The organism is Candidatus Bipolaricaulota bacterium (assembly GCA_035528115.1).
GTDB lineage: Bacteria > Patescibacteriota > Patescibacteriia > UBA11705 > DATKZF01 > DATKZF01.
In genome coordinates this window covers 573494-596552 of sequence record DATKZF010000003.1, presented here as the reverse complement: position 1 = coordinate 596552, position 23059 = coordinate 573494, and the positions used below count along the sequence as shown (strand labels likewise).

Genomic DNA, 23059 nt, shown 5'->3' with positions numbered 1-23059 from the left:
GCTTCGTCATCCTTCGCCGCGGCTTCGGACGACTTCGGTCGAGATGACAACAGCGGCGACCTTGTTTCTTTGTTTTTCTGTCTTTCTGTTCTTTATGTTTTATGATTCATGTTTCATGATACATGATACATGATCCATGATTTATCAATGACAATCAATCTCCTGCAAATTAACACAAATGGCCGGATATCTCTTGGCTTCGGGCACTACCGTTTCAAAATTAACCGAGAGATTATAGCCGCTCGGCGAATCCGGATCCAGACTGTAATCGTAAACCTGCGCCACACTCTTATCGTATTCGTTATAAAACTTTTCGTCCAGCTGTTCGTTGAAACAAGTGTCTTGATCGTAATTGGCCGGACAGGTGCCGTTAAATCCGTTCTGCGGATCTATCGGCAAGGGAGAACCCAAGAGGTTGCTTAAAACGGTGGTCCAAGACGGCCAAGCGCTGATTGATTGACCATTGACATAAGTGCCCGGCACATAGCTTCCGGTTTCATCGAGCAAAGGCAAACGACCGTTTTTTTGAATATAATTTTTAATCAAACTGCGAATGAAAACAATATCATGCATTCTCTGCGTGTCTCTCTTCAGGCTGGCCTTGACCATGCTGCTGTCAAAATAATTGAATTTCAAATTATTCAAAAGCTGACTGTAAATGGATAAAGTTTCCGGATTGGCGTTTTCGCTATATGACAACACGTAAATATTGTGATAAATGGAGTCTCCCACAGCCAAAGTACGGCAATACTGCTTTCCGTGAATAAAATAACAACCGTAATTGACATAAACCGTAATTTGATTGGCCGCTGACAAATAGACGGTTCGACCGTCTTGAATGCCGGGATAGCAAGCTTTCGCATTATTGTTGTATTCGGTCGAGCAATCAATGCTGATATTCTGAGTGCTGCCCGGATTGGGCACATGCAAATCATACCAAATGGCCGGAGATACGCCTTCCGGATTGGTGTAAATTCTCATGGCAATGGCGTCCGGCGTCAAATTATCTTCTCTGAGCATGAAATACTCTCGAAGCACGGCGCTATCGTCTTGGCTCCAAGCGTCAGTCGGAATATCGAGCGGCGGCGCCTGAACTATTTTCAAATTGGGCAAATCATCCGTTTCTCCGGGATTGCCCGCGTCGCGACAATAAAAAGTCCTGAAAGCGAAATCGCTGTCCCGCCAAAAACCTCCGTCCGTCAAAGTGCCGGTCCAAATATTTTCGCAAAGATAAATGATGACATTGGCCGCGCCTCCGAATTCTTTATCCAAATCGCCGAATTCGCTATCGGTCACGGTGGCGATGGCATCCACTTCGACTTCGCCGTTTGACACTCCGGTCTGCAGGCTCTTTTGATCATCGTCCTCGGGATTCGCCCCGGTCGCGTCTCCGGCTTTATCAAACAACGACACATCCAAACCTCCGGGCTCGGAATTCATATTCCACGTCCAATCCCAAGCGTAAACGCCTGGCACCGGATTGAGCGAAGAATTAGCCAACTCATAACTTCCGGCATTGGCTTGAAAATCCACGGGCGCGTATTCCGCGTCGCCAAAACGTTTGCTCACCACTTGATAATCCGGGGTGATTTCCACGTAATCCATTTTACATATCTTAGCCTCCGGTCCGGTGGTGAATTCGAAAATATCGCCGGAGATCGATTCTCCGCAATGATCTTGCAAACCGGAAAAGTCCACCGTGTATTTGGTGTTTGGCGCGAGCAAACCATCAGGGAATATGGTAATAGAGCTTTCTCTCAATTCTTCGTTATACACGACGCTGATTTTTTTAATCGACAATTTACAGACGCCCGAGCTTCCCAGCGCCGGCGGCTCTTCGGCCTCAATAATTTGCAAATTATCGACAGCCATGGGCAAATAGCCTTTACTATCGGGGGTATTGGACAATAACCCTGAGATCAGCACAATCGAGCCGGTTTCGGCGTACTTTTCAGCCACGGTCCAAACCTCCGGACTGACGCTATCTTTATTAACCGTAGCCAAAACCAAGCTGGATCCGAACCGAACCAACAACCAAACATTTGAATTGTCCGGCCGGTGGTAATCCAGGACCACGCTTTCGAAAGTCGTCTGTGTAAAGGTTTCTTCTTCGCCTTTTCGCTGAGCATTAGCCGGTTTTACAAAATAATTTTTCACTTTTATTTTCGCCACGGCTAAAATTTCCAAACGATATTTTATTTTTTTAATGACTAATTTTTTAATTTTGGAAAGCAATGAAGTCTGACCGCAATCATAGGTGACGCTGATGCCGGAGCTCAAACTGGATTGTTTGATTTGCTGATTCAATTTAATCTGAATGGCCGAATTGCGACAGACATCGCTGCCGGTCGGTCCGACAATCGGATACGGAGATTCGACGGGCACGCTTTCGCAAAACGTTCTGGTAAAAGCCAGCTCGCCGCTGCCGGATACCCTCGTGCCCGCGAAATTATCGGTCATCGCTTTAATTTCCGCGGACTCGCTCATTATAAAAGGATCGATATTGCCATCGACGGTCACCAATTGCTTGGGCGAGCCTTGAAAATCCGAGCTTTGCTTGGCTTCGCAAGTTTCGCCGACTTCCAATGGAAAACCGTTTCCGCAATAAGATCCGATGTCCCAGTCGGAACCTTCGGCCAAACAAACAGCCGAACATCCGTCGCCGGAATCATTATTTCCATCATCGCAGTTTTCTCCGATATTGATAATGCCGTTGCCGCACTGTTCGGCATTGCCTTCGGCCAAACATCGGGGCGAGCAGCCGTCGCCGGACAATAAATTACCGTCATCGCAGTCTTCACCCGGCTCAACATCGGCATTGCCGCAAAGCGGAGTTTCAATAATCTGGGCCACGGAATATTTCGATCCTTCAAACAAGCAGATATTCGAGCAACCATCGCCGTTTGAAGCATTGCCGTCATCGCAATCTTCACCCGCTTCTTTTTGGCCGTTGCCGCAGACAAAACCGCTAACATCCGAACCCGCCAATTGGCAACCGGCGGTGCAGATATCCGGATCAACGGCCGGATCGCATTCTTCATGATAAGTTATACCATCGATTATTCTCGTCCCTTCCCTGACGCCATTACCGCAAGATCCCCCGTCGCTGACAGCCGGCACGGATTCGTTCAAACAATCAATGCTGCAACCGTCCCCGTCTTTTGGCTCGCAGACTCCTCCAACAATGGAACAATCCGCATTGGAAGAACAATCGGTGCCTTCATCTCCCGAGCACACTCCTTGATTATCGCATTCCTCGCCGTATTCCTGCGCGCCGTTGCCGCAAACCGCGGCAAAAGGATCACTGCCCAGATTCAAACAATTACTCGAGCAGATCTCGCTCGGAAAATCGGTGGAATGCAAGGCGTGAGTGATACTGGCCACAACCCAAGAACCAGGATTTAATACCGACCAAACCCAATCGAACTCGAACGGATTCAAAGTCTGGCCGCTGGGGTTGCACTCATCCGGCGTGCCTTTGGCCGAAACGAGGTATTGGACTTTCTCCCCCTGTGTGGTGCTTTCATAAAAATCAGGATTCACGACAGCGGTTTCCAAGTCGCAACGCGTATTATCATTTTTTGTTTTGAATGTCCATGAAAAAGCGTCATTTTTGCCGTCGTCATTGCGGTCAAAATTCAAACCGGTAAGCTCGACGCCGCTTAAACTCTCTGATCGGCTGCCGATCACCACCCGATAATAGCTGTTGGGTGAAAAATAATATGGGGTTTTGCCGGCTTGTCCGAAAACCCAGAGAGTCTTGTCGAGATCATTATATTCAAAAGTAAAATTATTCGGAGAAATTGCGGTCAAGCCCAGGCATTGCTGTCCCTGACATTTGAAAATCTGAAAATTCTTTTTTACGGAGTCCGCGTTCATGTAAGTATTGAAAGTCGAGAAGACAGCGGTATTGACGCAAGCCGCTTGGCAATTCGGACCGAATGACTTGACTTTCGGATCAGTAAAATCAATTTTCAAAGGAGCGCTGTCTTGCTGAGTCACCCCATCAACGGACACGGTGGACGCTCTGACCACGACCGGATCGGCCGGTTCGGTCTCCGCCAAACCGGTAACCTGGGATTTGTCATTTGAGATGTCTTCTATCGAAGCCTTATCTTGATTTCGATCAATCACCCAGCTCCAATCAAAGCCCGTCTTAAGGATGTTGCAATTCTCGGCCTGGCCGTAAACCGTATAATTCAATTGACCCAAATATTCTGAAATTATGCCGGCGGTCGGTTCGACGATCACATTGACCGGCTCGCACGGACCATCTTTGGTCTTGAATTGCCAAACGTAATTGACCGGCATGGGTGTGTCGTTTTCCCCTCTGATGCCGCTAACCCCGCCTTTGATGGTCACTTGATGCCAAGTATTGGAAATCAAATTGCTCTCATCTCCCCCTCCGGGCAAAGACTCGACAATGGCCGCGAATCGATCGCTCAAAGAACCGGCCGTTTCGATCGAACTCGGGATTTCAAAAACGCAATTCGAGCCTTCCTGTCCGCACTTATTGAAATCGCAAACTTCATTTTGCAAAGAGCAACGTTTGATAATTAATTTATCGGCAATGGCGTCCATTTTGACGGGCATGTTGAATTGAGCCGAGATCAAGGCGTTGACACAAGCGTCTGATGAATCTTTCCACGGAGACGGCGACTGATTGTGCTCGTCGTCGCAAGACATGGTTTCCAGCACTCTGGGCACCAGCGGCAATTTGTCCGTGCTCAGCATCCAAGAATACTCGCACTTGGCCGCGATCAGACTCGTTTCGCAAGCGCCCGACAAACGGCAAACTCCGTCAACGCAGCATTCATCGCCCGCGTCGCAAGACACGGACGTGCAGCTGCCTACATTAAAAACCATGCCGTTGCTGATCAAGTTTTCAAGCGCGAAATTAACCGGACCGGAAACAGAGGCCGGGGGCACTCCCGTGGCGATCAAATTGGCGGTCAAATTTAATTGTTGAGCCTTTTTATTTTCATTGAAAGTTAAAACTCCTTCGCTTCGAAAACCTTCGCCGTAAACATTCACCGATGTGCCCACCGGACCGTTGTCCGGATCAAGCCCGCAAATTCCCGGACTGGCCGACGCGTCCGAGATCAGAAAATTCACTTTGTTGCTTTGAGCTTCTTGACCAATCATTTGCACGGAATATTCGCCCAACAAATTTGTCTGCGGCACTTTAACCAAGACTTCGGTGTCGCTCCAGAGGCTCTCCGCGCATTCGGGCGGAAAATTCAAGTCGGCCGGCACTCTGATGCTGTCATTTGATTTATTGATGAAATAAACTTGATATAAATTGGGATTATCTCCGAAATTTCTACCCGAAATCGTCGTGTACTGGCCGATGCCGCCCGTCTCGGGATTAACCGAAATTATTTCCGGCAATTTGCTGGAAGAGACCACTTGAAAATTTACGGGGTTGCTGAGCTGACCGTCCGTTTTCACGTTAACCAAAATGTTGCTCGGGGAAACATTGGGCACCTTGATGCCTGAAATCGAATTAGACGACCAAGCGCCCGTGACCTGAGCTTTGATATTCCCGAACAAGACTTCGCCGGACTGCCCCATGTTTTCTCCGGTAGCCAGCACCGAATCTTCATACTCGCCGAGTGCCCTGCCGTCCGGATTGACGACGCTGCACAAGCCCGGCCAGAAAAGATCGGGATTAATGACAAAATCTCCCAAAAAGCCTCGATCGTTTGCAGTATTGTCCCAGTATCCGTCAACATTGGTTAATTTTATCGGACCGTCAACGGAACCTTCCGGAACCTTGACCACCACGCTGTGCTCGGACCAAGTGGAACCCTCGGCGCCGCAGGAAAATTCGGCTGAGATCAAACTTTGTTTGGGACCGGTGAATTCAACTTTGCTGGCCCCGCTTTGATATTCGCCGAAATTATAACCCCAGATCGTAATCATGTTGCCGATCGCTCCTTCAACATTGGATAAAGCGGTGATGGTCGGATAATTGACGCACACACTGTCAACGCAAACGCCGCTGGCGCAATCCAGATCGCCGTCGCATTCTTCACCGTCGCAAACTCCGCAATCCGCGCCCCCGCAATCAATGCCCGTTTCGTCGAAATCTTGACTCAAATTAAAACAATGCTCTGCTAAAATTTTGACTTGCTTGGACGCCGCGTCGGTTTTATTGGAATCCAGATCAAAAACGCGGGCGTCTATTCTGTGCAAGCCAAGCTCAAAGCCCGAATTATCCCAATCGACTTGGGCGTTGTAATTAGGTGAAATTTCGCTCGGGGAAACCGCTCCCGCCGAATTTTTGTCAACGAAAAACTCCACGATGGACACGCCACTGTCGTCATGAGTCAAAGCTTGAAGCGGGAAAATGATATTTTCGCTGATTTGCTGGCCGTTGTATGGCGAAATTATGTTGATTGTCGGATTCTCGACATCGATTAAATTGCCGGAAGAAAATTCCGCGGTACAAACGCTGCCCAGACAGCAAGATCGAGCTTGTCCCTGATTATTTTTTATGCCCGCCAGAATTTGCACGTTGTAAATCGTATCCGCGTCAAAGCAGTGTCTTTCTTGATTGGGTTCGGGACACGCGGCGCTCGGTTCGAATTCTAGAATTTTTCCATTGACGCTGATCGCGCCGTCGACTGTCTGTCCGGTCGCTTTATCGGTAATGACAAAATTGTTTTTCAATGTTTGTTCGTCCAGATTTGCGTCCAAGGTTTCATTGAAGGTCGCGCGCACGACAATATTTCTGAGAGAAACCGCGCCGATCGGCTGAACGCTCTTTGGCGTAAAACCGCAACTCGACGAGCTCGGGCCGCCTCCATCTCCGCCGTCATATTCGTATTCTCCCGGCTGACCCAAAACAGCTTCTTGCAAACTGTTGATGATAAAAGAGGTGATCGAAAAAGCCAAAAGAATAATGGCCAAACCTATAAACGCGTTGACCAGCACTTTTTTGGCTTTGGTAACTTTATCGGCGTCTCCGCCGGCGGTCATCCATAAAAATCCTCCATAAATGACCAAGGCGACCGCGACCACTCCCAGAAAACCGAAAGCGGTTCTGATGATTCTGGCGATCGCCACTCTGACGTCCGTGGTCGCTCCGATGCCGGCCTGCTCGCCCACGGTTTGCAAGCCCGTGTCAAACTGCGCGGCCGCGAAATTAAAACAAATCAAAAACCCGACAAAGGCGATCAGCATGACAAGAACTTTTTTGTTTTTGAAAAACGTTTTCATTTTCCTTGACGAATTACACTATCGATAAACTTTTTTGAAATTATAATTACTGCGGGCAAGTCGAGCCGGGCACAAGTCTTTGATTATTGAAATCCGGATCAGGGCAACAAGACTGCCCGGGCAAGGCGCCGGCGCAAGAACCAGTATCTTTGCACGGCTGATAACAATTTTGCTGTAAATCCTTTATTCCGGACGTTAAGACCGGATAATATTTCAATGAAATGGCTTCTTGCCCCTCCTCCACTTCCAGCGCTTTGTCAAAATCGGCGTGAGAGATTTGAACCGTCGAACTGTCGGTGATCGTCTGACCGTCCTCGCCCGCGGGCGTGTCCGCGAAATGAACCACGAACCAGCGCGCCCAATCGTCGCCCGTCAAAAGAGCTGTTCTGCTGTTGACCGAAGAAGCGCTGAGATTTTCGGAAAACGTCGCTTTAAGTTCCACGTCAACGGGCAGGTCTTCGGCCGCGTTTTGCGGCGAGACCGAATTGACCGTCGGCGGCAGCAAATCCAAAATACTGCCTGTTTTAAATTGCCAAGAATAATCATCTTCAGCCGGTCCTTGCGCGACCCCATCGGCATTGCCATCGAGCGAATTGCCGGCAGCGTCCACCAAACCATCAAACGGGAAGAACGATAATCCTTCGGCGTTGACGCTGGCCGCTCGAATATAAGGCTTGATCGTCGCGCCTTTGGGCAAGCATTTTGGGATTTCTCCGCAAGAATTGGGCCCGGAGTTTTCGCAATCGGCCGCCGGTAAAAATTCCATGGTTTTAAATCGGTTCAGACCGACATTGAATGTGCCTTCGACATAACCTACGGCGCCGTCTTTTTCATATTCGATATAAATGGAATTGCTTTTATCCTCCACCGATCCGGCCGTATTCAAAACCGCGGGCGGCAAAACGGGTTCGTTGAAATTGATTTGAATGAGACTGTTGGCGAAAAATTCAAACTCCGGATTATTGGAACTGGGCAATACGCTGACCACTCGCGGAGGAGTCAGATCAATGACCGTGCTCGTGGTGAAATTCCAACCGTAATCTTTATTATTGCTGAAAATCTTGGAGCCATCCTCTTTTTGAATGTCATTGGTCAAAAAAACCGAATAGTTCACGTCCACCGTATCCGAACCCAGCACCGGATCGGGCTGGAAAAAAAATATTCTTTTATCGGGAGACAAAGCCGCTTTGCCGCCGCGCACCAAAGTCGCGGAGTCGGTCGGAAAAGAACCTTCCTCACTGTCTTCGGTTCTGTAAATTTTTATGTTGTCGAAATTAAGCGTACCGCAAATGTAACCTTGATCGCCGCAATCCATCGACGTATCTTGTCTCCTGACGCTGTCAGGATTAAGCGGTTCGTAAAACTTAACCATTATAAAAGTATTTCTCGGCACATTGGTCGCGTCGCGTCCGGGGTAATGGTCTTCGATTGTTTCACTCAGCGCGCCGCCTCCCCAGCCGCCGCCGCCTTGTCCATAGCCTTCATAATAGGTGGATGGCGAACCGAAAACGCCGCCTTCATCGAGCAGTTGATTGATAATGTAGGTCACTATTGAATAAGAAAATAAAATTATGACCAAGCCGATCACGCCGTTGGTCAGCCATTTTTTAGCCTTTTCTATTTGTTCGGGACTGCCTCCGGCCGTCATCCATAAAAATCCGGCGTAAATCACAATAACGAGCAAGACAACGCCGACCACTGAAAGGACTATTCTGATAATTTTACCGATAACCACGGGTAAGGATTGCTCAAAAAACCCGACCTGCTGCCCTACGGCTTCGAGTTGCGCTTGCTGGGCAAAAGTTCCCGATGGAAACAAAAAAACAATTGTTAATAAAACAATACTCAAAAATAAAGCGCCTAATAAAATTTTTGCTCTTGGCTCTTTCTTTTTCATTTTTGTTTCAAGTCGAAAACTCCGATCATCGGACGTTTTCAGCCCGAATGTCGTTGATTATATTGTACAATATTTTGCGGTTTTAGAAAAGAATATTTTCGGAAAGTTATCAACAAACGCCGCGCGTCGTTACAAATTACATTCACTAAATAGCTCTTTATTTATATTGTTACGAAGTACAAGGTTCCATTTGGCTTAGAAACGATCGTTACGAAGTACAAGATTCTAAGGCATATAGCTATAGATGATTGTAATTAGTAACAGATAACCTGAAAGCTTAATAGTCGATTGTAATACGTAACAAATAACATAGAAGCTAAATAGAATATTGTAATTCGTAACAGATAACATAGAAGCTAAACAGAATCTTGTAATTCGTAACAAATAACCTGAAAGCTAAATAGAATATTGTAATTCGTAATATTTCCATAATGAAGATAAAAAAACCGACCCTATCCGAGCCGATTTTTATAAAAGTTTTAACTTAAGAATTTTTTTACCGCCGCTGAAACGACCTGACCGTCGGCCTGTCCTTTCATTTCTTTCATGACCAAACCCATGACCTTGCCGAAGTCGCGATCGCCTTCCTTAATTTTTTCAATAATCTCCTTGACTTTGGCTTCGGTTTCTTCAACGGACATCTGCTGAGGCAAATATTTTTCAATAATCGCCAATTCCGCCTTTTCATTATCGGCCATTTCTTGCCGATTGCCCGCTTCGAAAGCCTCGATCGATTCTCGTCTCTTTTTGGCTTCCGTTTTCAGCACGGCCGCCGCGTCTTCTTCGGTCAATTCCTTCATCTTTTCTATTTGCTTGTTTTTCAGGGCGGCTTTGATCAATCTCAATGTAGCCACGGTCAGCTTGTCTTTGGCTCTGGCGGCTTCAAGATAATCCTGTTCAATTTTTTCAATGATATTCATTTTATCTTCTCCTGTATGTTGTTTCTTCTTCGGGCAGCTGGCCGATCTTCTTTAAATATTCTCGCTGTTTTTTTCTTTCAAGCTTAACCAGCGTGCTGGCCTTTTGCAGGTTGCGGCTCTTTGATGGCTGCAGGTATTTTACTTTTTTAAATTGGAGCAACTTGCCGCTCTCCAAAGTTTTTCGGTTGAAACGTCTGAGCATCGCTTCAAATGTTTCATTTTTCTTTCTTCTTATTTCAACCATCTTAGTTCACCTTCCTTTCTTTATATGATAATATTCGTTGATTTAATTTACTTGAAATTCCGATTCTTGTCAATGCTTTTCCAATTTTCGCTTGACTTCATTGATGATTTTCTTAAAATTGACCACTTCCTGAATACCGCTGTCCATGTCTCTCATCAAAATAGTTTCATCGACTATTTCACGCTGTCCAAGTATTAAAACAATCTTAACACCCAATTTATTGGCGAGATCAAGCTGCGATTTCAGGCTGCCTTTCGAAAAATTGGCCGCCACCCTCAAGCCCGATTTTCTCAATTCTTCAAAAAATCCCATGGCGCGCCGCCTGGCCTGTTCTCCGATTTGCGCCAAAAAAATATCCGGAGTCAACGCTTCGGGCAATTGAACTCTTTTCTCTTTCAGCACGCCGAGCGCTCTTTCGACTCCGACCGCAAATCCGCATCCCGGCGTCTCCCGGCCTCCAAGCATTTCCAACAAATAATCGTAGCGTCCGCCTCCGCCGAGAGCGTTCCTTCCTTCAGTATCTTCTTTTTCCCAAAACTCAAAAACCGTTCGATTGTAATAATCCATGCCGCGAACCAAAAATTGATTCAGGTTGTAAGGAATTTGCAACTCATCCAGATATTCCAGTAATCGGAAAAAATGATTTCTGGCGTCATCCGATAAATAATCAACCATTTGCGGAGCGTTTTCTTTTAATTTGGCGCATTTGGGGTTTTTGCAATCAAGCAGCCTCAACGGATTTTTCAAAATGCGCTTTTTGCAATCAACGCACAGCGACGCCTTTTTATTTTTATAATAATCAAGCAAAGCTTTGCGATAATTTTCCCGATCGCCCAGCTCGCCGATACTGTTGACCTGCACATTGACTTCAATCCCCAAATCTTTGAATAAATTATAAGCGATCAAAATCAATTCGGCGTCAATCGCCGGCGAACCGTCGCCAATGATTTCAAAACCGGTTTGATGAAATTCTCTCAATCTGCCAGATTGCGGACGTTCGTGCCGAAACATGGAACCCGAATAATACAACTTGACCGGTTGAGGCAGATTTAACATGCCGTGATCGATGTAGGCTCTGGCTATCGGCGCGGTTCCTTCCGGCCGCAAGACCAGCTTGTCTCCTCCCTTATCGAGAAAAACAAACATTTCTTTTTCAACAATGTCCGTTTGCTTGCCGATGGCATGGGTAAATAACGAAATATTTTCCAAAATGGGAGTTTCGATGCGTCGGTAACTGTAATCAACGGCAATGGACTCCACGCGAGAGTTCAAAAAACGCCAGTATTTTTGATCGACCGGCAAAATGTCTTTCATGCCCCTAACGAGCTGGGGCGTTTTGATCGATTTGACTTTAATGGCCGTATCTTCGGTCTTTTTTCTTCTTGGCATAATTATTTGCTTATCAAAAATTAAAATCCGTAATCGATTTGGCTAAAGAGCTGAAACTTATCGAACGGCCAACCTCTCAGCCAAACTTTGCCGACGATCAAGTCCTTGTCCACGGGGCCGAATGATCGCGAGTCCAGACTTTGCGATCTATTGTCTCCCATGACGAAAAATTCGTTCTCGCCGATTTGAAAAGTTCGATCGCCCCAAGTTTTGATTTGAGGATCGAGATAAAAAGTTTCATTCAACACGTATCTTTTATCTTCGCCGTTTTCATCTTTCGAATACAGGTAAACCACGCCATCTTTCAATTCAACGATTTCACCGGACAAACCGATGACGCGTTTGATAAAAAACTGAGTCTGATCCTGAGGATATTTGAAAACCACCACGTCTCCTCTCTGCGGTTCATCCAGACGATAGCCGATTTCATTGATGATCAAATACTCATGATCGTGCAAATTCGGCTCCATCGAAGCGCCCTTTACGTAAAAAGGCTGAATCAAAAAATATCTGACCGGAATTATTATGGCCAGCGAAATGCAAGCCACCTTGGCCAAATCCCAAATGAATTCAAAAATTATCTTGCCTTTTGATTTATTGGTAATAAAAGGATCTCCGCTCATATTTTTTAAAATAATAATAATTTATAACACGGTTATTATAGCACCGCCGCCCGATTTTAGCAAATCAACAATTACACACAGTTGTCAAACACGGATTATTCTCTTATAATAATTCCATGGAGAAAAAGATTTATGGCGCAAAAAGAAAATATCGACAAAACAATCAAAGTTAACTTGCTCAATAAAGACGACAACAAAAATCCGAAAGGCAAAAAAATATTCAAGGTCAGCCGGTTGATTTTATATTTATTCATTGTTTTATTTACGGTCTTCGCCGTTTTCACCTTTCAAGTGATTCTATCGGGAGGAAAAAACGCCAGTTTCCAAAATTTTAATTTTTTCAAAAACGTCGGCCAAATGATCAAAGGCTATGAAGATCAAGTGATCGGGGAGCAAGACGACCGCATCAACATTCTGTTGCTAGGCAACGGCGGCAGCGGGCACGACGGCCCGAACCTGACAGACACCATCATGCTGATCAGCATCAAACCGTCCGAAAATCGCGTGGCCATGATGTCGGTCCCCAGAGACTTGCTGGTGCCTTTGCCCGATTTCGGCCAAGGCAAAATCAATAACGCCTATGCTTTCGCCGAAGCCCAGACGAACGGCACCGGCGGCATCTATACCACCAAAGTCGTCAGCGATGTCTTGGACATTGATATTCCCTATTTCGTCAGAGTGGACTTTGACGGCTTCGAAAGTCTGGTAAACGATCTGGACGGCATTGACGTTTACGTGGATCGTTCTTTTACGGATTATCAATATCCCGCGCCAAACGATAAATATCAAGTGGTTCGTTTCGAAGAAGGCTGGCAGACCATGGATGGCGACACAGCTCTCAAATACGTCCGCTCCCGCCACGGCAACAACGGAGAGTCCGGCGATTTCGCCAGAAGCAAACGGCAACAAAAAGTACTCGAGGCCGTGCAGAAAAAAACCTTATCGTACAAAACCTTTCTGAGCCCGAAAAAAATATCCAAGGTCATGGAAACATTGAGCGAAAACATCTCGACCAATTTGGAAATTTGGGAAATCGTTCACTTGGCCAAAATCGCCCAAGAAGTGGACATGGAAAACGTCAGCACTTTGGTGCTCGATGACAGTCCCAACGGACTTTTGTACGGCACCAAATACGGAGAAGCTTTCGTGCTTAAACCAAAAAGCGAAAATTTTTCGGATATCAGATTCGCGGCGGAAAACATTTTTTTGAAAGAACAAGCCATTGAGCAAAAAGAAACGGCCAAAATAGAAATTAAAAACGGCACGGGCGTCAACGGGCTGGCGAGCAGAACCTCGGACAAATTCACTTCTCTCGGTTATGAAGTCATTAAAATCGGCAACGCGCCGTCGCAAGACTATGAGACAACCGAGCTATACGATCTGACCGGAGGAGAAAAATCCGGAGTGACCGGCGTGCTGGAAACAATTCTTAAAGCTAAAAAATCGGAGGAAATACCTGATTGGATAAAAAAACTGGCCGCGCCTGGTACTGATTTTTACATTATTTTGGGCGCGGATAATAAGGATCTTTGATCACGTATCATGAAGCATGAAACAGAGAAGCCGGGGAGTCGTTACGAATTACATTCACTAAATGGCTCTTTATTTGTATTGTTACAAAGTACATTAACTTATAACTTTATGCCTGAGAATATTGTAATTCGTAACAAATAACCTGAAAGCTGAATAGTCTATTGTAATTCGTAACCATTTGTAATTATTCGCAATAAACGTTAAGGTCTAAACACAGCTTGTCCTGCCAGACGCAACTATTTGTAATAGGTTGTAGCTTATTAGCTTTTTAAGTAGCCATCAACTTTCCCGCCTCATTCGTAATTATTTGTAATAAGTCACCTAAACCAAAGCCAAGATTGTCCTATTCGATGCAATTATTCGTAATTTCAAGGCAAAGGCAAGCTACATAGAAGCAACAATTCGTAGCAAACAGATAAACCTAAACCAAGCTTGTCCTATTCGATGCAATTATTCGTAATTTGTAATATGTCAAAGATAAAACATCAAAATCCGCTCGTCGTTTTGGTCGGCCGAGTCAATGTTGGAAAGTCCTCTTTATTTAACAAATTGACCGAAACCGAAAACGCCATTGTTTCCAATATCGCCGGCACGACCAGAGATCGCCAATACGGCGACTGTGTTTGGCGCGGCAAAGTCATGACCATGGTGGACATCGCCGGTCTGGATGTCGAGGATCCGGACTTGATTGAAAAGCAATCGCTGATCCAAGCGGAAAAAGCCATCAAGCGAGCCGATTTGATTTTGTTCATGGTCAATGCCAAAGAAGGACTTTTGCCCGGAGACAAAAAATACGCCGGCATGCTTAAGAAAAAAAATAAAAAAAACATCGTTCTGGTCGCCAATAAAACCGACGCGGCCAGAGACGAGGTCAATTTATCCGAATTTTACAAACTGGGTTTGGGAGAACCGATCGCGATATCCGCGGCCAGCGGTCGCGGCACCGGAGATCTTTTGGATGCGATGCTGTCAAAGATGAATTTTAAAAAACCCGCAGTGAAAGAGACGAAAGAAAAAATCGAAAAAATTTCCATCGGCTTGATCGGCAAGCCGAACGTGGGCAAATCGTCTCTCTTTAATCAAATTTCCGGCGAAGAAAGAGTTATTGTCAATGAACGTCCGCACACCACCAGAGATCGGCAGATGATCGACATTGATTTTTCGGCCGATTCCGGGAAAAATTACAACTTGCGCTTTTTCGATACCGCGGGCGTGACCAAGAAAGGTAAAATCAAAGGCAAGTTGGAAAAACTGGGCATTGAACAAAGCTTGGACACCATTCGTGAAATCGACGTGGCCATTTTCATCACCGATTGCAGCAAAAAATTATCCGTTCAAGATAAAAACTTGGCGCAGGTCATCATGGACGAGCATCCCAGCCTAATCATTGTCGCGAACAAATGGGATTTGATCCCCGAGAAGGATGAAGACACCCAAAAAAAATATATTGAATATTATCAGTCGCTTTTGCCGCAATTAAAGTGGGCGCCGATTGTTTTCACCAGCGCGAAAACAGGCTTCAAGGTGAAGCGGCTGCTCGACATGATCATTCAACTTTACGAAGATCGCAAAATCATCATCCCGCAAAGACAGCTGGATAAATTTTTGTCCAAGATGATTAAAAAACAATCCCCTCCTCCGAAAAATCACATCACCAAACCGGCTTTCATTTATGAAATCAATCAAACCGATATCAATCCGCCGACTTTCGCTTTGATTATCGATAAACCTCAAGATTTGATTTTTTCTTATCGCCGATATTTGCTCAACAATCTGAGGGAAGAATTCAATTTGTCCGGCAGCGGCGTCAAACTGGTTTTAACGAAAAGAAGCAGACAGTTGCCCAAAGAAGCGATTTTGTCGAAAAACAAAAAATTAAGCGGTAAAAATATGACCAAATTGATTGTCGGCCTGGGCAATCCTGGCAAAGAATATGAATCGACGAGGCACAACGCGGGCTTTACGGCTTTGGACGAATTAAAGAAAGAAGCTCAATATGATTTTGGAGGATGGATTTTGGATAAAAAAAATCAAAGCTGGCTATCCGCGGGCAGGCTCGACGGCAATAAAATCATTTTGGCCAAGCCGCAGACTTTCATGAACAATTCCGGCGAAGCCGTTCAAAAATTGGTCAAATACTACAACATTGATTTGGACAACTTGCTGGTGATTCACGACGACGTCGATTTTTTACTGGGCGAATACAAAATTCAAAAAAGCAGATCATCAGCCGGTCAAAAAGGAGTTCAATCGATCATTGATTTTCTTGGCTCAAATGATTTTCATCGCTTGCGCCTCGGCATTGCCCGCGAAGATAAAAAGAAAATGGGAGACACGGCTGATTTTGTGTTGAAAAAATTCACCATGGCGGAAAAGAAAAAATTCATGGAAACCGTCGTGGCGGCCATTGTTGATTTGAAAAATTTCATGTGATATGGCGCGGCCGCGGGCATACGCCCGCGCGTAGAGACGCGCCGCGGCGCGTCTCTACCATCGGCGTCGCCGCCGATGACCGCGCATTTAAAACGAAAAAGGACGCATAGGGTAAGACCTAGCGTCCTTTTGTTTTCCTCCTTTCCTTTAAACGTTGATGGAACTACCGCACCACGGCGTAAGCAGCCGGATGCATGAGGTAGCTACGCCGCGCCTCGACCAGATACCTGTCCGAGACGGGGTAGCCACCCGGGTTCTTGTTGATCAAGAACGGGTTGGGCCCCACGATGTACCACAGGCCGTTGCCGACGCTGTAGTAGTAGTGGGAGCCGCTAAACGAAAAGGGTCCGGCCGGGGCGCAGTTCCACGGCTCATCGTACGAGCACGCGGAGACCACGACCACGGGCTGCGGCGCCACGTACACAGTCCGGGGCTGCAGAATGCCGAACCCGAACTCGACGTGGAAGCCGACCCCGCCGCGACCATACACCGCCGGGCGGTAGGCGCCGCCACGACGGTAGGATCCGCCGCGGACCTCTCCACGAGGAGCGCGGCCGCGAGCCACCTGTCCCCGAGGGGACTGACCGCGCGGGGTGTTGCGGTAGCTCGCGCGCTCGGCGGTCTGGCCGCCACGAACGGTCTGGCCACGAGGGGTCTGACCGCGTGGCCGGCTGCCGCGGGCAAAAGAGTCCGAACCGGCCAGGGCGACCACGAGGGCCGCCACAACGATCAACGTCGTCTTCATGATCAGGACCTTTCCCCCCTTGTCGGGGGATTGTTAAACTTTCTCTCGGGGCTTTAAACAAATAAAGCCCGGAATCTTGCTTATCAGCTTAAAGCACAGACAGCAGAGGAGGGGCTGCTAACATGGCTCGGGGCCGATAAGCAAAATTCCAGGCATTATCGATATATAGATGTTATCTCCCCATTTGATACTGACCTTGCATTATATCACAATTCATACAAAAAGTCAATACTTGAAGAGATTTTTCATCTAAATTTACGTGTTTCCTGTAAATTGCTGTTCTCTATATATAAAGGAACCAATGTCGATTTCAACTTAGCTCGATTTTTTTGTTCTGTCAATTGGCGGGATGAGCGGAAAGGCAAGCTTTCCGCTAGGAAATAAATAAACCAACAAAACACCTTTTTTATCTATCCCAGCAGAGAGCTCGACTCTCTGCTCTTCTGTGTCATTTTGACGGCTTACTGTTTACCGATTACTGACAAAACAGTTAAACCAAAACATAGATTCTCCTCTTCGACCCAATTATTTGTAATTTAAAAGACAGAACCCGCAAGACATGAGAGTCGAGCGGGTTCAGAAGGCCGAGGCCCCAGAGGGAAAAACGATGTGGGTAGAGGCGGATGTTTGCGGCGCTGGCGCAGCTTGCGAATCGTCCTCGGCCGATTCGCAGGAAAGCTGACATCGCGCACCCAGCCGCGTGCGCATGATTAAAATAGCACAAGCTTATTGGAATTGTCAATACAAACGCTTCAGCTTAGATAACTCAATTCGTAATTATTTGTAATTTCAAAAATTTGTGATAAATTAAAATAACTTTATGCTGAAAGAAGAACTCAAATATTTACTTGGCATTGTCAGGTTCCAAAAAATCGGCGCGGCGCGTCTGAAATGTTTGATGACGTATTTTCCGTCTTACAAAGACGCGTTCCAAGGCGAACTGTCCGATTTGATTTTCTCCGGCCTGGCGCCAAACATCGCCGAAGAATTCGTTATTCAAAGAAACTCGATTGACCCGGACAAAGAACTCGAACTTTTAAATAAAGAAGGCCTGAAAGTCATCACCTCGAACAGCGAAGCTTATTCGGATTTGCTCAAAGAAGCTCATAATCATCCGGCTCTTTTATTTTACAAAGGCAATCTGAATTTACTAAAAACCAACTGCCTCGCCGTGGTCGGCACCAGAAGAATATCCAATTACGGCAGGCAAATCCTGCCGGACTTGATTGTTGAATTGATAAAAAATGATCTGACCATTGTCAGCGGACTCGCTCTGGGCATTGACTCACTGGCGCACAAAACCACCATCGATCATGCTGGAAAAACCATCGCGGTTTTGGGATCGGGTCTTGACAAAGCCAACATTTATCCGACATCAAACAGATATTTGGCCGAACAGATTTTGGAAAACAACGGCCTGATCGTTTCGGAATTTCCCATCGGCACTTTGCCGCTTTCGCACAATTTCCCGGCCAGAAACAGAATCATTTCCGGTTTGAGCTTGGGCACTTTGGTGGTCGAAGCGGGCGAAACCTCGGGCGCCTTGATCACGGCCAAATACGCCTTGGATCAAAATCGGGAAGTTTTCGCCGTGCCCGGTCCGATCAATTCGCCGACCAGCTTGGGGCCGAACAACCTGATCAAGCAAGGCGCCAAGGCCACCACCTCCACCAAAGACATTCTCGATGAATTGAACATGGAAAAAATAGAAGAATTGGTCGAACGAAAAAAAGAAATCGATTTGTCCGTTGAAGAAAAACTGATTTGGAATATTTTAAAATCCGAACCGATTCACATCGATAAAATTTCCAGACTGACCGGCCTGCCCGCTTCCAAAATAAACGCGAATGTGACTATAATGGAAATGAAAGGCTTGATCAGGGATTTGGGCAATCAGATGTTTGTTAAATCATGAATCATGAATAATTAAGCCAGAGCTTGTAGGTTATTAGGTTGTTAGGTAAGCCAAGAAGTCAATAAGACCTAAGAACCTACTCGACTAATAACCTAATAAAAATATTTATTACCCATGACTCCATACAAAAAATACAATCAAGCGCTAGATTACCTCATCTCCTTGTCCAACATCAAGAAAGACGCTTTTTTTTCGGGCTGCGCCGATCCCAAACATTATTTGAAGCGAGCGCAAACTCTTTTCAAATTGGCCGGCAATCCGGAAAAGTCAGCGAAAAAAATAATCGTGGTCACGGGCACCTCGGGCAAAGGCTCGACAGTCGACGCCTTGCGCCAAATTTTGTTTGAAGCGGGCAAAAACGTCGGCGCCTATTATTCTCCGCATTCAACGACCGCCATTGAACGAATCAAAGTCGGCGACAAATACATTTCGCCCGATGAATTCGCGCGGCTGGTTGAAAGAATGAAACCGATCATTGAAAAATGTTTTCAAAAATTTGATCTGCCTTCGTTTTTTGAAATTTTCACTTTGCTGGCCTTAATGTATTTCAAAGAAAAAAAATGCGACTACATAATCGTCGAAGTCGGCTGCGGCGGACGTCATGACGCGGCCAATGCCATGAGTCGAATCGACATCGCGGCCATCATCAATATCGGCCATGACCACCTCCACATCATCGGCCCGACTTTAACCGACGTGGCTTTCGAGAAAGCGGGCATCATTCACCGAAACACTTGCTTTACGACAGAAAAGAATCGAACGTTTTTGAAAATTTTTGAAAACGAAGCAAAAAAAACAAAGTCAAAATTGATTGAAGTAAAATTCAAAGACAAGCCCAATCAAGCGCTGGCATCTTCAATCGCCAAACATTTGAAAATCAATGACGAGTTCATTGAGAAAGGCTTAAAAAAATCCGGACTGCCTTGCCGATTTGAAATCATACAAAAAAATCCGCTCGTCATCATTGATTCGGCGCATAATCCGGAAAAAATAAAATATTTGTCTAAAAAATTAAACACTCAAAAAGCCAAACGGCTCAAAATTATTTTTGCTCTGTCTTCTCCCAAAAATATCAAAGCTTGTTTAAAACCGCTTTTGGATAATTTCGACTGCGAGATTTTCGCCACCAGATTTTTGGTCGAGCAAAGGCAGGCCATTAATCCTTTTGAAATTCAAAGAACCGTCAAAAAAGTTTGGCCGAAAACAAAGTGCCGCGCGTTTCTCGATCCATGGCAAGCTTTTGACGCCGCGAAAAAGAATCTTTCAAAAAATCAACTTCTGCTGATCACCGGCTCCACTTTTCTTTGCGGCGAGCTGAGAAAGTCCTGGATATCGGAGGAATGGATTTTGCAAAACCGAAAAAGCTTTTAACCCTCCCCCCTTGTCCCCCCTCCCTTTTTATTGCTTATTTTAAAGGGCGGGGGGCAGGTTATGGCCTGGCGGCCTGGCCCACTTCGTCGTCCCCTTCCATTCGTCAGGGTCCTCCTCAGCGTCATTTTTTTATTATCAGTGAAGCGCCAAATGCGCGAGACGAAACTCTCCATGTTTATTTATCAACAATCCCTTAATTTGACAACTTTCCAAAATAATGGCAGTATCAAAAGCATATTGCATTTATAATTTTTTTTCTTAATCGTAATTTGTAACTCATTTGCCTGCCCTGAGCGAGCCCGAGGCTTCGCAAAGGGCGAGTCGAAGGGTAATATTTGTATTTATTTGTAATTTGTAACATATGAAGAATTTAATCATAGTCGAGTCCCCGACCAAAGCCAAAACCATCACCAAATTTCTGCCTCGAGCCGAATACACCATTCTGTCTTCTTTCGGACATGTCCGAGATTTGCCGAAAACCAAGATGGGCGTGGACATCGAACATAATTTCGAACCTCAATACGTTATCCCGCCCAAAGCCAAAAAGAATGTGGGAATATTAAAGGAAGCGGCCAAGAAAGCGGACATGATCTATTTCGCGACTGACGAAGACCGCGAAGGAGAAGCCATTGCTTGGCATTTGGCGCACATTTTAAAACCCAAAAAAAACAAATCGGAAAGAATAACATTTCACGAAATCACCAAAGCGGCCATTGAAAAAGCTTTGCAAACGCCCAGAACCATTGATTTGAATCTGGTGAACGCCCAGCAAGCGCGCCGAATTTTGGATCGACTGGTCGGCTATGAGCTCTCCCCTTTCTTATGGAAAAAAGTGGCCAAGGGATTATCGGCCGGACGCGTTCAGTCCGTGTCCGTCAGATTGATCGTCGAACGCGAACGAGAAATTCAAGCATTTAAAAAAGAAGAATACTGGACGATCGAAGCTATTTTCAGCAAAGATAAAAACGAATTTCCGGCCAAGCTTCATATCATAAATGGCAAAACATTGAAGAAGCTGGACATTAAAAACGAAAAGCAAGCCAAAGAAATCCTGGACAAACTCAAAGATCAAAATTATAAAGTTTCGAAAATAGAGCTCAAAGAAACAACGAAAAAAGCGCCGGCGCCTTTTAAGACTTCGACCTTGCAGCAAGACGCCAACAGCAAACTGCATTTTTCCGCCAAGCAAACCATGATGCTGGCCCAGCAGCTCTACGAAGGAATCGAGCTCGGCTCCGAGGGATCAGCCGGTATGATCACTTACATGAGAACGGATTCCTTGAATTTGTCGGAAGAATTCAAATCAGACGCCAAAGATTTCATTTCCCAAAAATTCGGCAAAGAATATCTCGCGGTAGGAGCCAAAACTTACAAAAAATCAAAAGGCGCGCAAGAAGCGCACGAAGCCATCAGGCCGACAGTAGCCGGACGCGAACCCGAGACAATCAAGAATTTTTTAAATAATAATCAATACAAGTTGTACAAATTGATTTGGGAACGGGCGCTGGCCGGCCAAATGGCCGACGCCAAAATCAACCAAACTTCGGTGGACATCGAAAGCAAGGACGGCGAATATGTTTTCCGAGCCAGCGGCGCGCAGATCAAATTCGACGGCTGGCAAAAAATCTACGGCGCGCAAGCCCAAGAAACTCTGTTGCCCGCGCTCAGCGAAGGCGACGACCTGGACGCCAAAGAAATCTCGCCGCTCCAGCATTTCACTCAGCCGCCGGCCCGCTACAGCGAGGCCACTCTGGTCAAAGCGCTGGAAGAGCGCGGCATCGGCCGGCCTTCGACTTACGCGCCGACGATTGCCACCATCCAAGACAGAAATTACGTCATCAAAGAAGACCGCAAACTGGCTCCGACGGACATCGCTTTCGTGGTCAATGATCTTTTGGTGGCGCATTTTCCCCAAATTGTTGATTACGACTTTACCGCTCATATGGAAGAAGACTTGGATAACATAGCCGAAGGCAAAAAGGAATGGCAGCCCTTGATCGAAGAATTCTACACGCCGTTCAAAGAAAATCTGACCAAAAAAGACAAAGAGATTTCCAAAAAAGAAATCACTGAGGAAGAGACTAAAGAGGTTTGCGAAAAATGCGGCTCGCCCATGATCATTAAGATGGGCCGCTTCGGCAAATTCCTGGCGTGCTCGAATTATCCCGAATGCAAAAACACGAAAAACATCGTCTCTTCGAACGGTACCGAAATAGTTCAGGAAGAAACCGAAGCCACGAATGAAAAATGCGACAAATGCGGAGCGCCCATGACGGTCAAGCACGGCCGCTATGGAAAATTTTTGGGCTGCTCGAAATATCCGGAATGCAAAAACATCAAACCCATACTCAAACCGACCGGAGTCAAATGTCCTAATTGCGGCAAGGGAGATATTATCGAAAGAAAATCCAAACGCGGCAAGACTTTCTACGGCTGTTCCAATTATCCGGAATGCAAAACCGCGTTCTGGTCAAAACCGGTTGACAAAAAATGCCCGGACTGCGGCTCCCAGCTGGTCTTCGGCGCGAAGGGCACCATCAGGTGTTCGAATAAAGAGTGCAAGCATACGGAAATGGCGGAGTCATAAATCATGGATCGTGAAGCATGAAACAGGGAAGCGATGAAACAATGAAGCAATTTTCTTCTCCATCCCCAGTTTCAGATTTCTAATTTCCAGTTTCTTTTTTCCAAATCAAGGGGCCTTCTTGGCCTCTTTTTTTATTTCCAATTCCGAGCCCCTTTCGTCATTCCCTTTTTTCAGTCAT

At 46.1% G+C, this 23059-nt stretch carries 12 protein-coding genes; 5 read left to right on the top strand and 7 right to left on the bottom strand.

Going from position 1 to position 23059, the window contains the following annotated elements; translation table 11 throughout:
• Positions 1-144: 144 nt before the first annotated feature.
• The 6 genes from VMX18_04845 to lepB all read right to left on the bottom strand — a co-directional run bounded on the left by VMX18_04845 (position 145) and on the right by lepB (position 12297).
• On the bottom strand, positions 145-7224 hold the full coding sequence (locus VMX18_04845) for an IPT/TIG domain-containing protein (protein ID HUT22686.1): 7080 nt from the start codon (positions 7222-7224) through the stop codon (positions 145-147).
• 46 nt (positions 7225-7270) lie between these two features.
• Entirely contained in the window at positions 7271-9121 is a 1851-nt protein-coding gene (locus tag VMX18_04840; GenBank protein HUT22685.1) for an Ig-like domain-containing protein, read from the bottom strand.
• 479 nt (positions 9122-9600) lie between these two features.
• Positions 9601-10041, bottom strand: coding sequence for a GatB/YqeY domain-containing protein (locus tag VMX18_04835; GenBank protein ID HUT22684.1), 441 nt, complete (start codon positions 10039-10041; stop codon positions 9601-9603).
• Position 10042: 1 nt separating this feature from the next.
• Positions 10043-10285, bottom strand: coding sequence for a 30S ribosomal protein S21 (locus tag VMX18_04830; protein ID HUT22683.1), 243 nt, complete (start codon positions 10283-10285; stop codon positions 10043-10045).
• A gap of 69 nt (positions 10286-10354) precedes the next feature.
• Positions 10355-11674 carry a histidine--tRNA ligase gene (hisS, locus tag VMX18_04825; GenBank protein HUT22682.1) on the bottom strand — a complete coding sequence of 440 codons (1320 nt, stop codon included), beginning with the start codon at positions 11672-11674 and terminating at the stop codon, positions 10355-10357.
• 20 nt (positions 11675-11694) lie between these two features.
• Entirely contained in the window at positions 11695-12297 is a 603-nt protein-coding gene (lepB, locus tag VMX18_04820) for a signal peptidase I (protein ID HUT22681.1), read from the bottom strand.
• A 132-nt stretch (positions 12298-12429) separates the two neighbouring features.
• Between lepB and VMX18_04815 the strand changes: the two genes are divergently transcribed.
• Together VMX18_04815 and der are read left to right on the top strand one after the other, a co-directional pair.
• On the top strand, positions 12430-13830 hold the full coding sequence (locus tag VMX18_04815; protein ID HUT22680.1) for an LCP family protein: 1401 nt from the start codon (positions 12430-12432) through the stop codon (positions 13828-13830).
• Positions 13831-14298: 468 nt separating this feature from the next.
• Complete coding sequence (gene der / locus VMX18_04810) at positions 14299-16263, top strand: ribosome biogenesis GTPase Der (protein HUT22679.1); 1965 nt, start codon at positions 14299-14301, stop codon at positions 16261-16263.
• 163 nt (positions 16264-16426) lie between these two features.
• Here der and VMX18_04805 read toward each other — a convergent pair whose 3' ends face one another.
• The gene (locus tag VMX18_04805) at positions 16427-17008 is read right to left on the bottom strand and encodes a hypothetical protein (protein ID HUT22678.1); all 582 of its coding nucleotides are present in this window, start codon (positions 17006-17008) and stop codon (positions 16427-16429) included.
• A gap of 820 nt (positions 17009-17828) precedes the next feature.
• On the opposite strand from VMX18_04805, the gene dprA reads away from it, so the two are divergent.
• The 3 genes from dprA (at position 17829) to topA (ending at position 22881) form a co-directional block, all read left to right on the top strand.
• Entirely contained in the window at positions 17829-18923 is a 1095-nt protein-coding gene (gene dprA, locus VMX18_04800) for a DNA-processing protein DprA (protein HUT22677.1), read from the top strand.
• 114 nt (positions 18924-19037) lie between these two features.
• Positions 19038-20294: a Mur ligase family protein gene (locus tag VMX18_04795; protein ID HUT22676.1), complete on the top strand. Its 1257-nt coding sequence runs from the start codon at positions 19038-19040 to the stop codon at positions 20292-20294.
• A gap of 361 nt (positions 20295-20655) precedes the next feature.
• Positions 20656-22881 carry a type I DNA topoisomerase gene (topA, locus tag VMX18_04790; GenBank protein HUT22675.1) on the top strand — a complete coding sequence of 742 codons (2226 nt, stop codon included), beginning with the start codon at positions 20656-20658 and terminating at the stop codon, positions 22879-22881.
• The last annotated feature ends 178 nt before the right edge of the window (positions 22882-23059 follow it).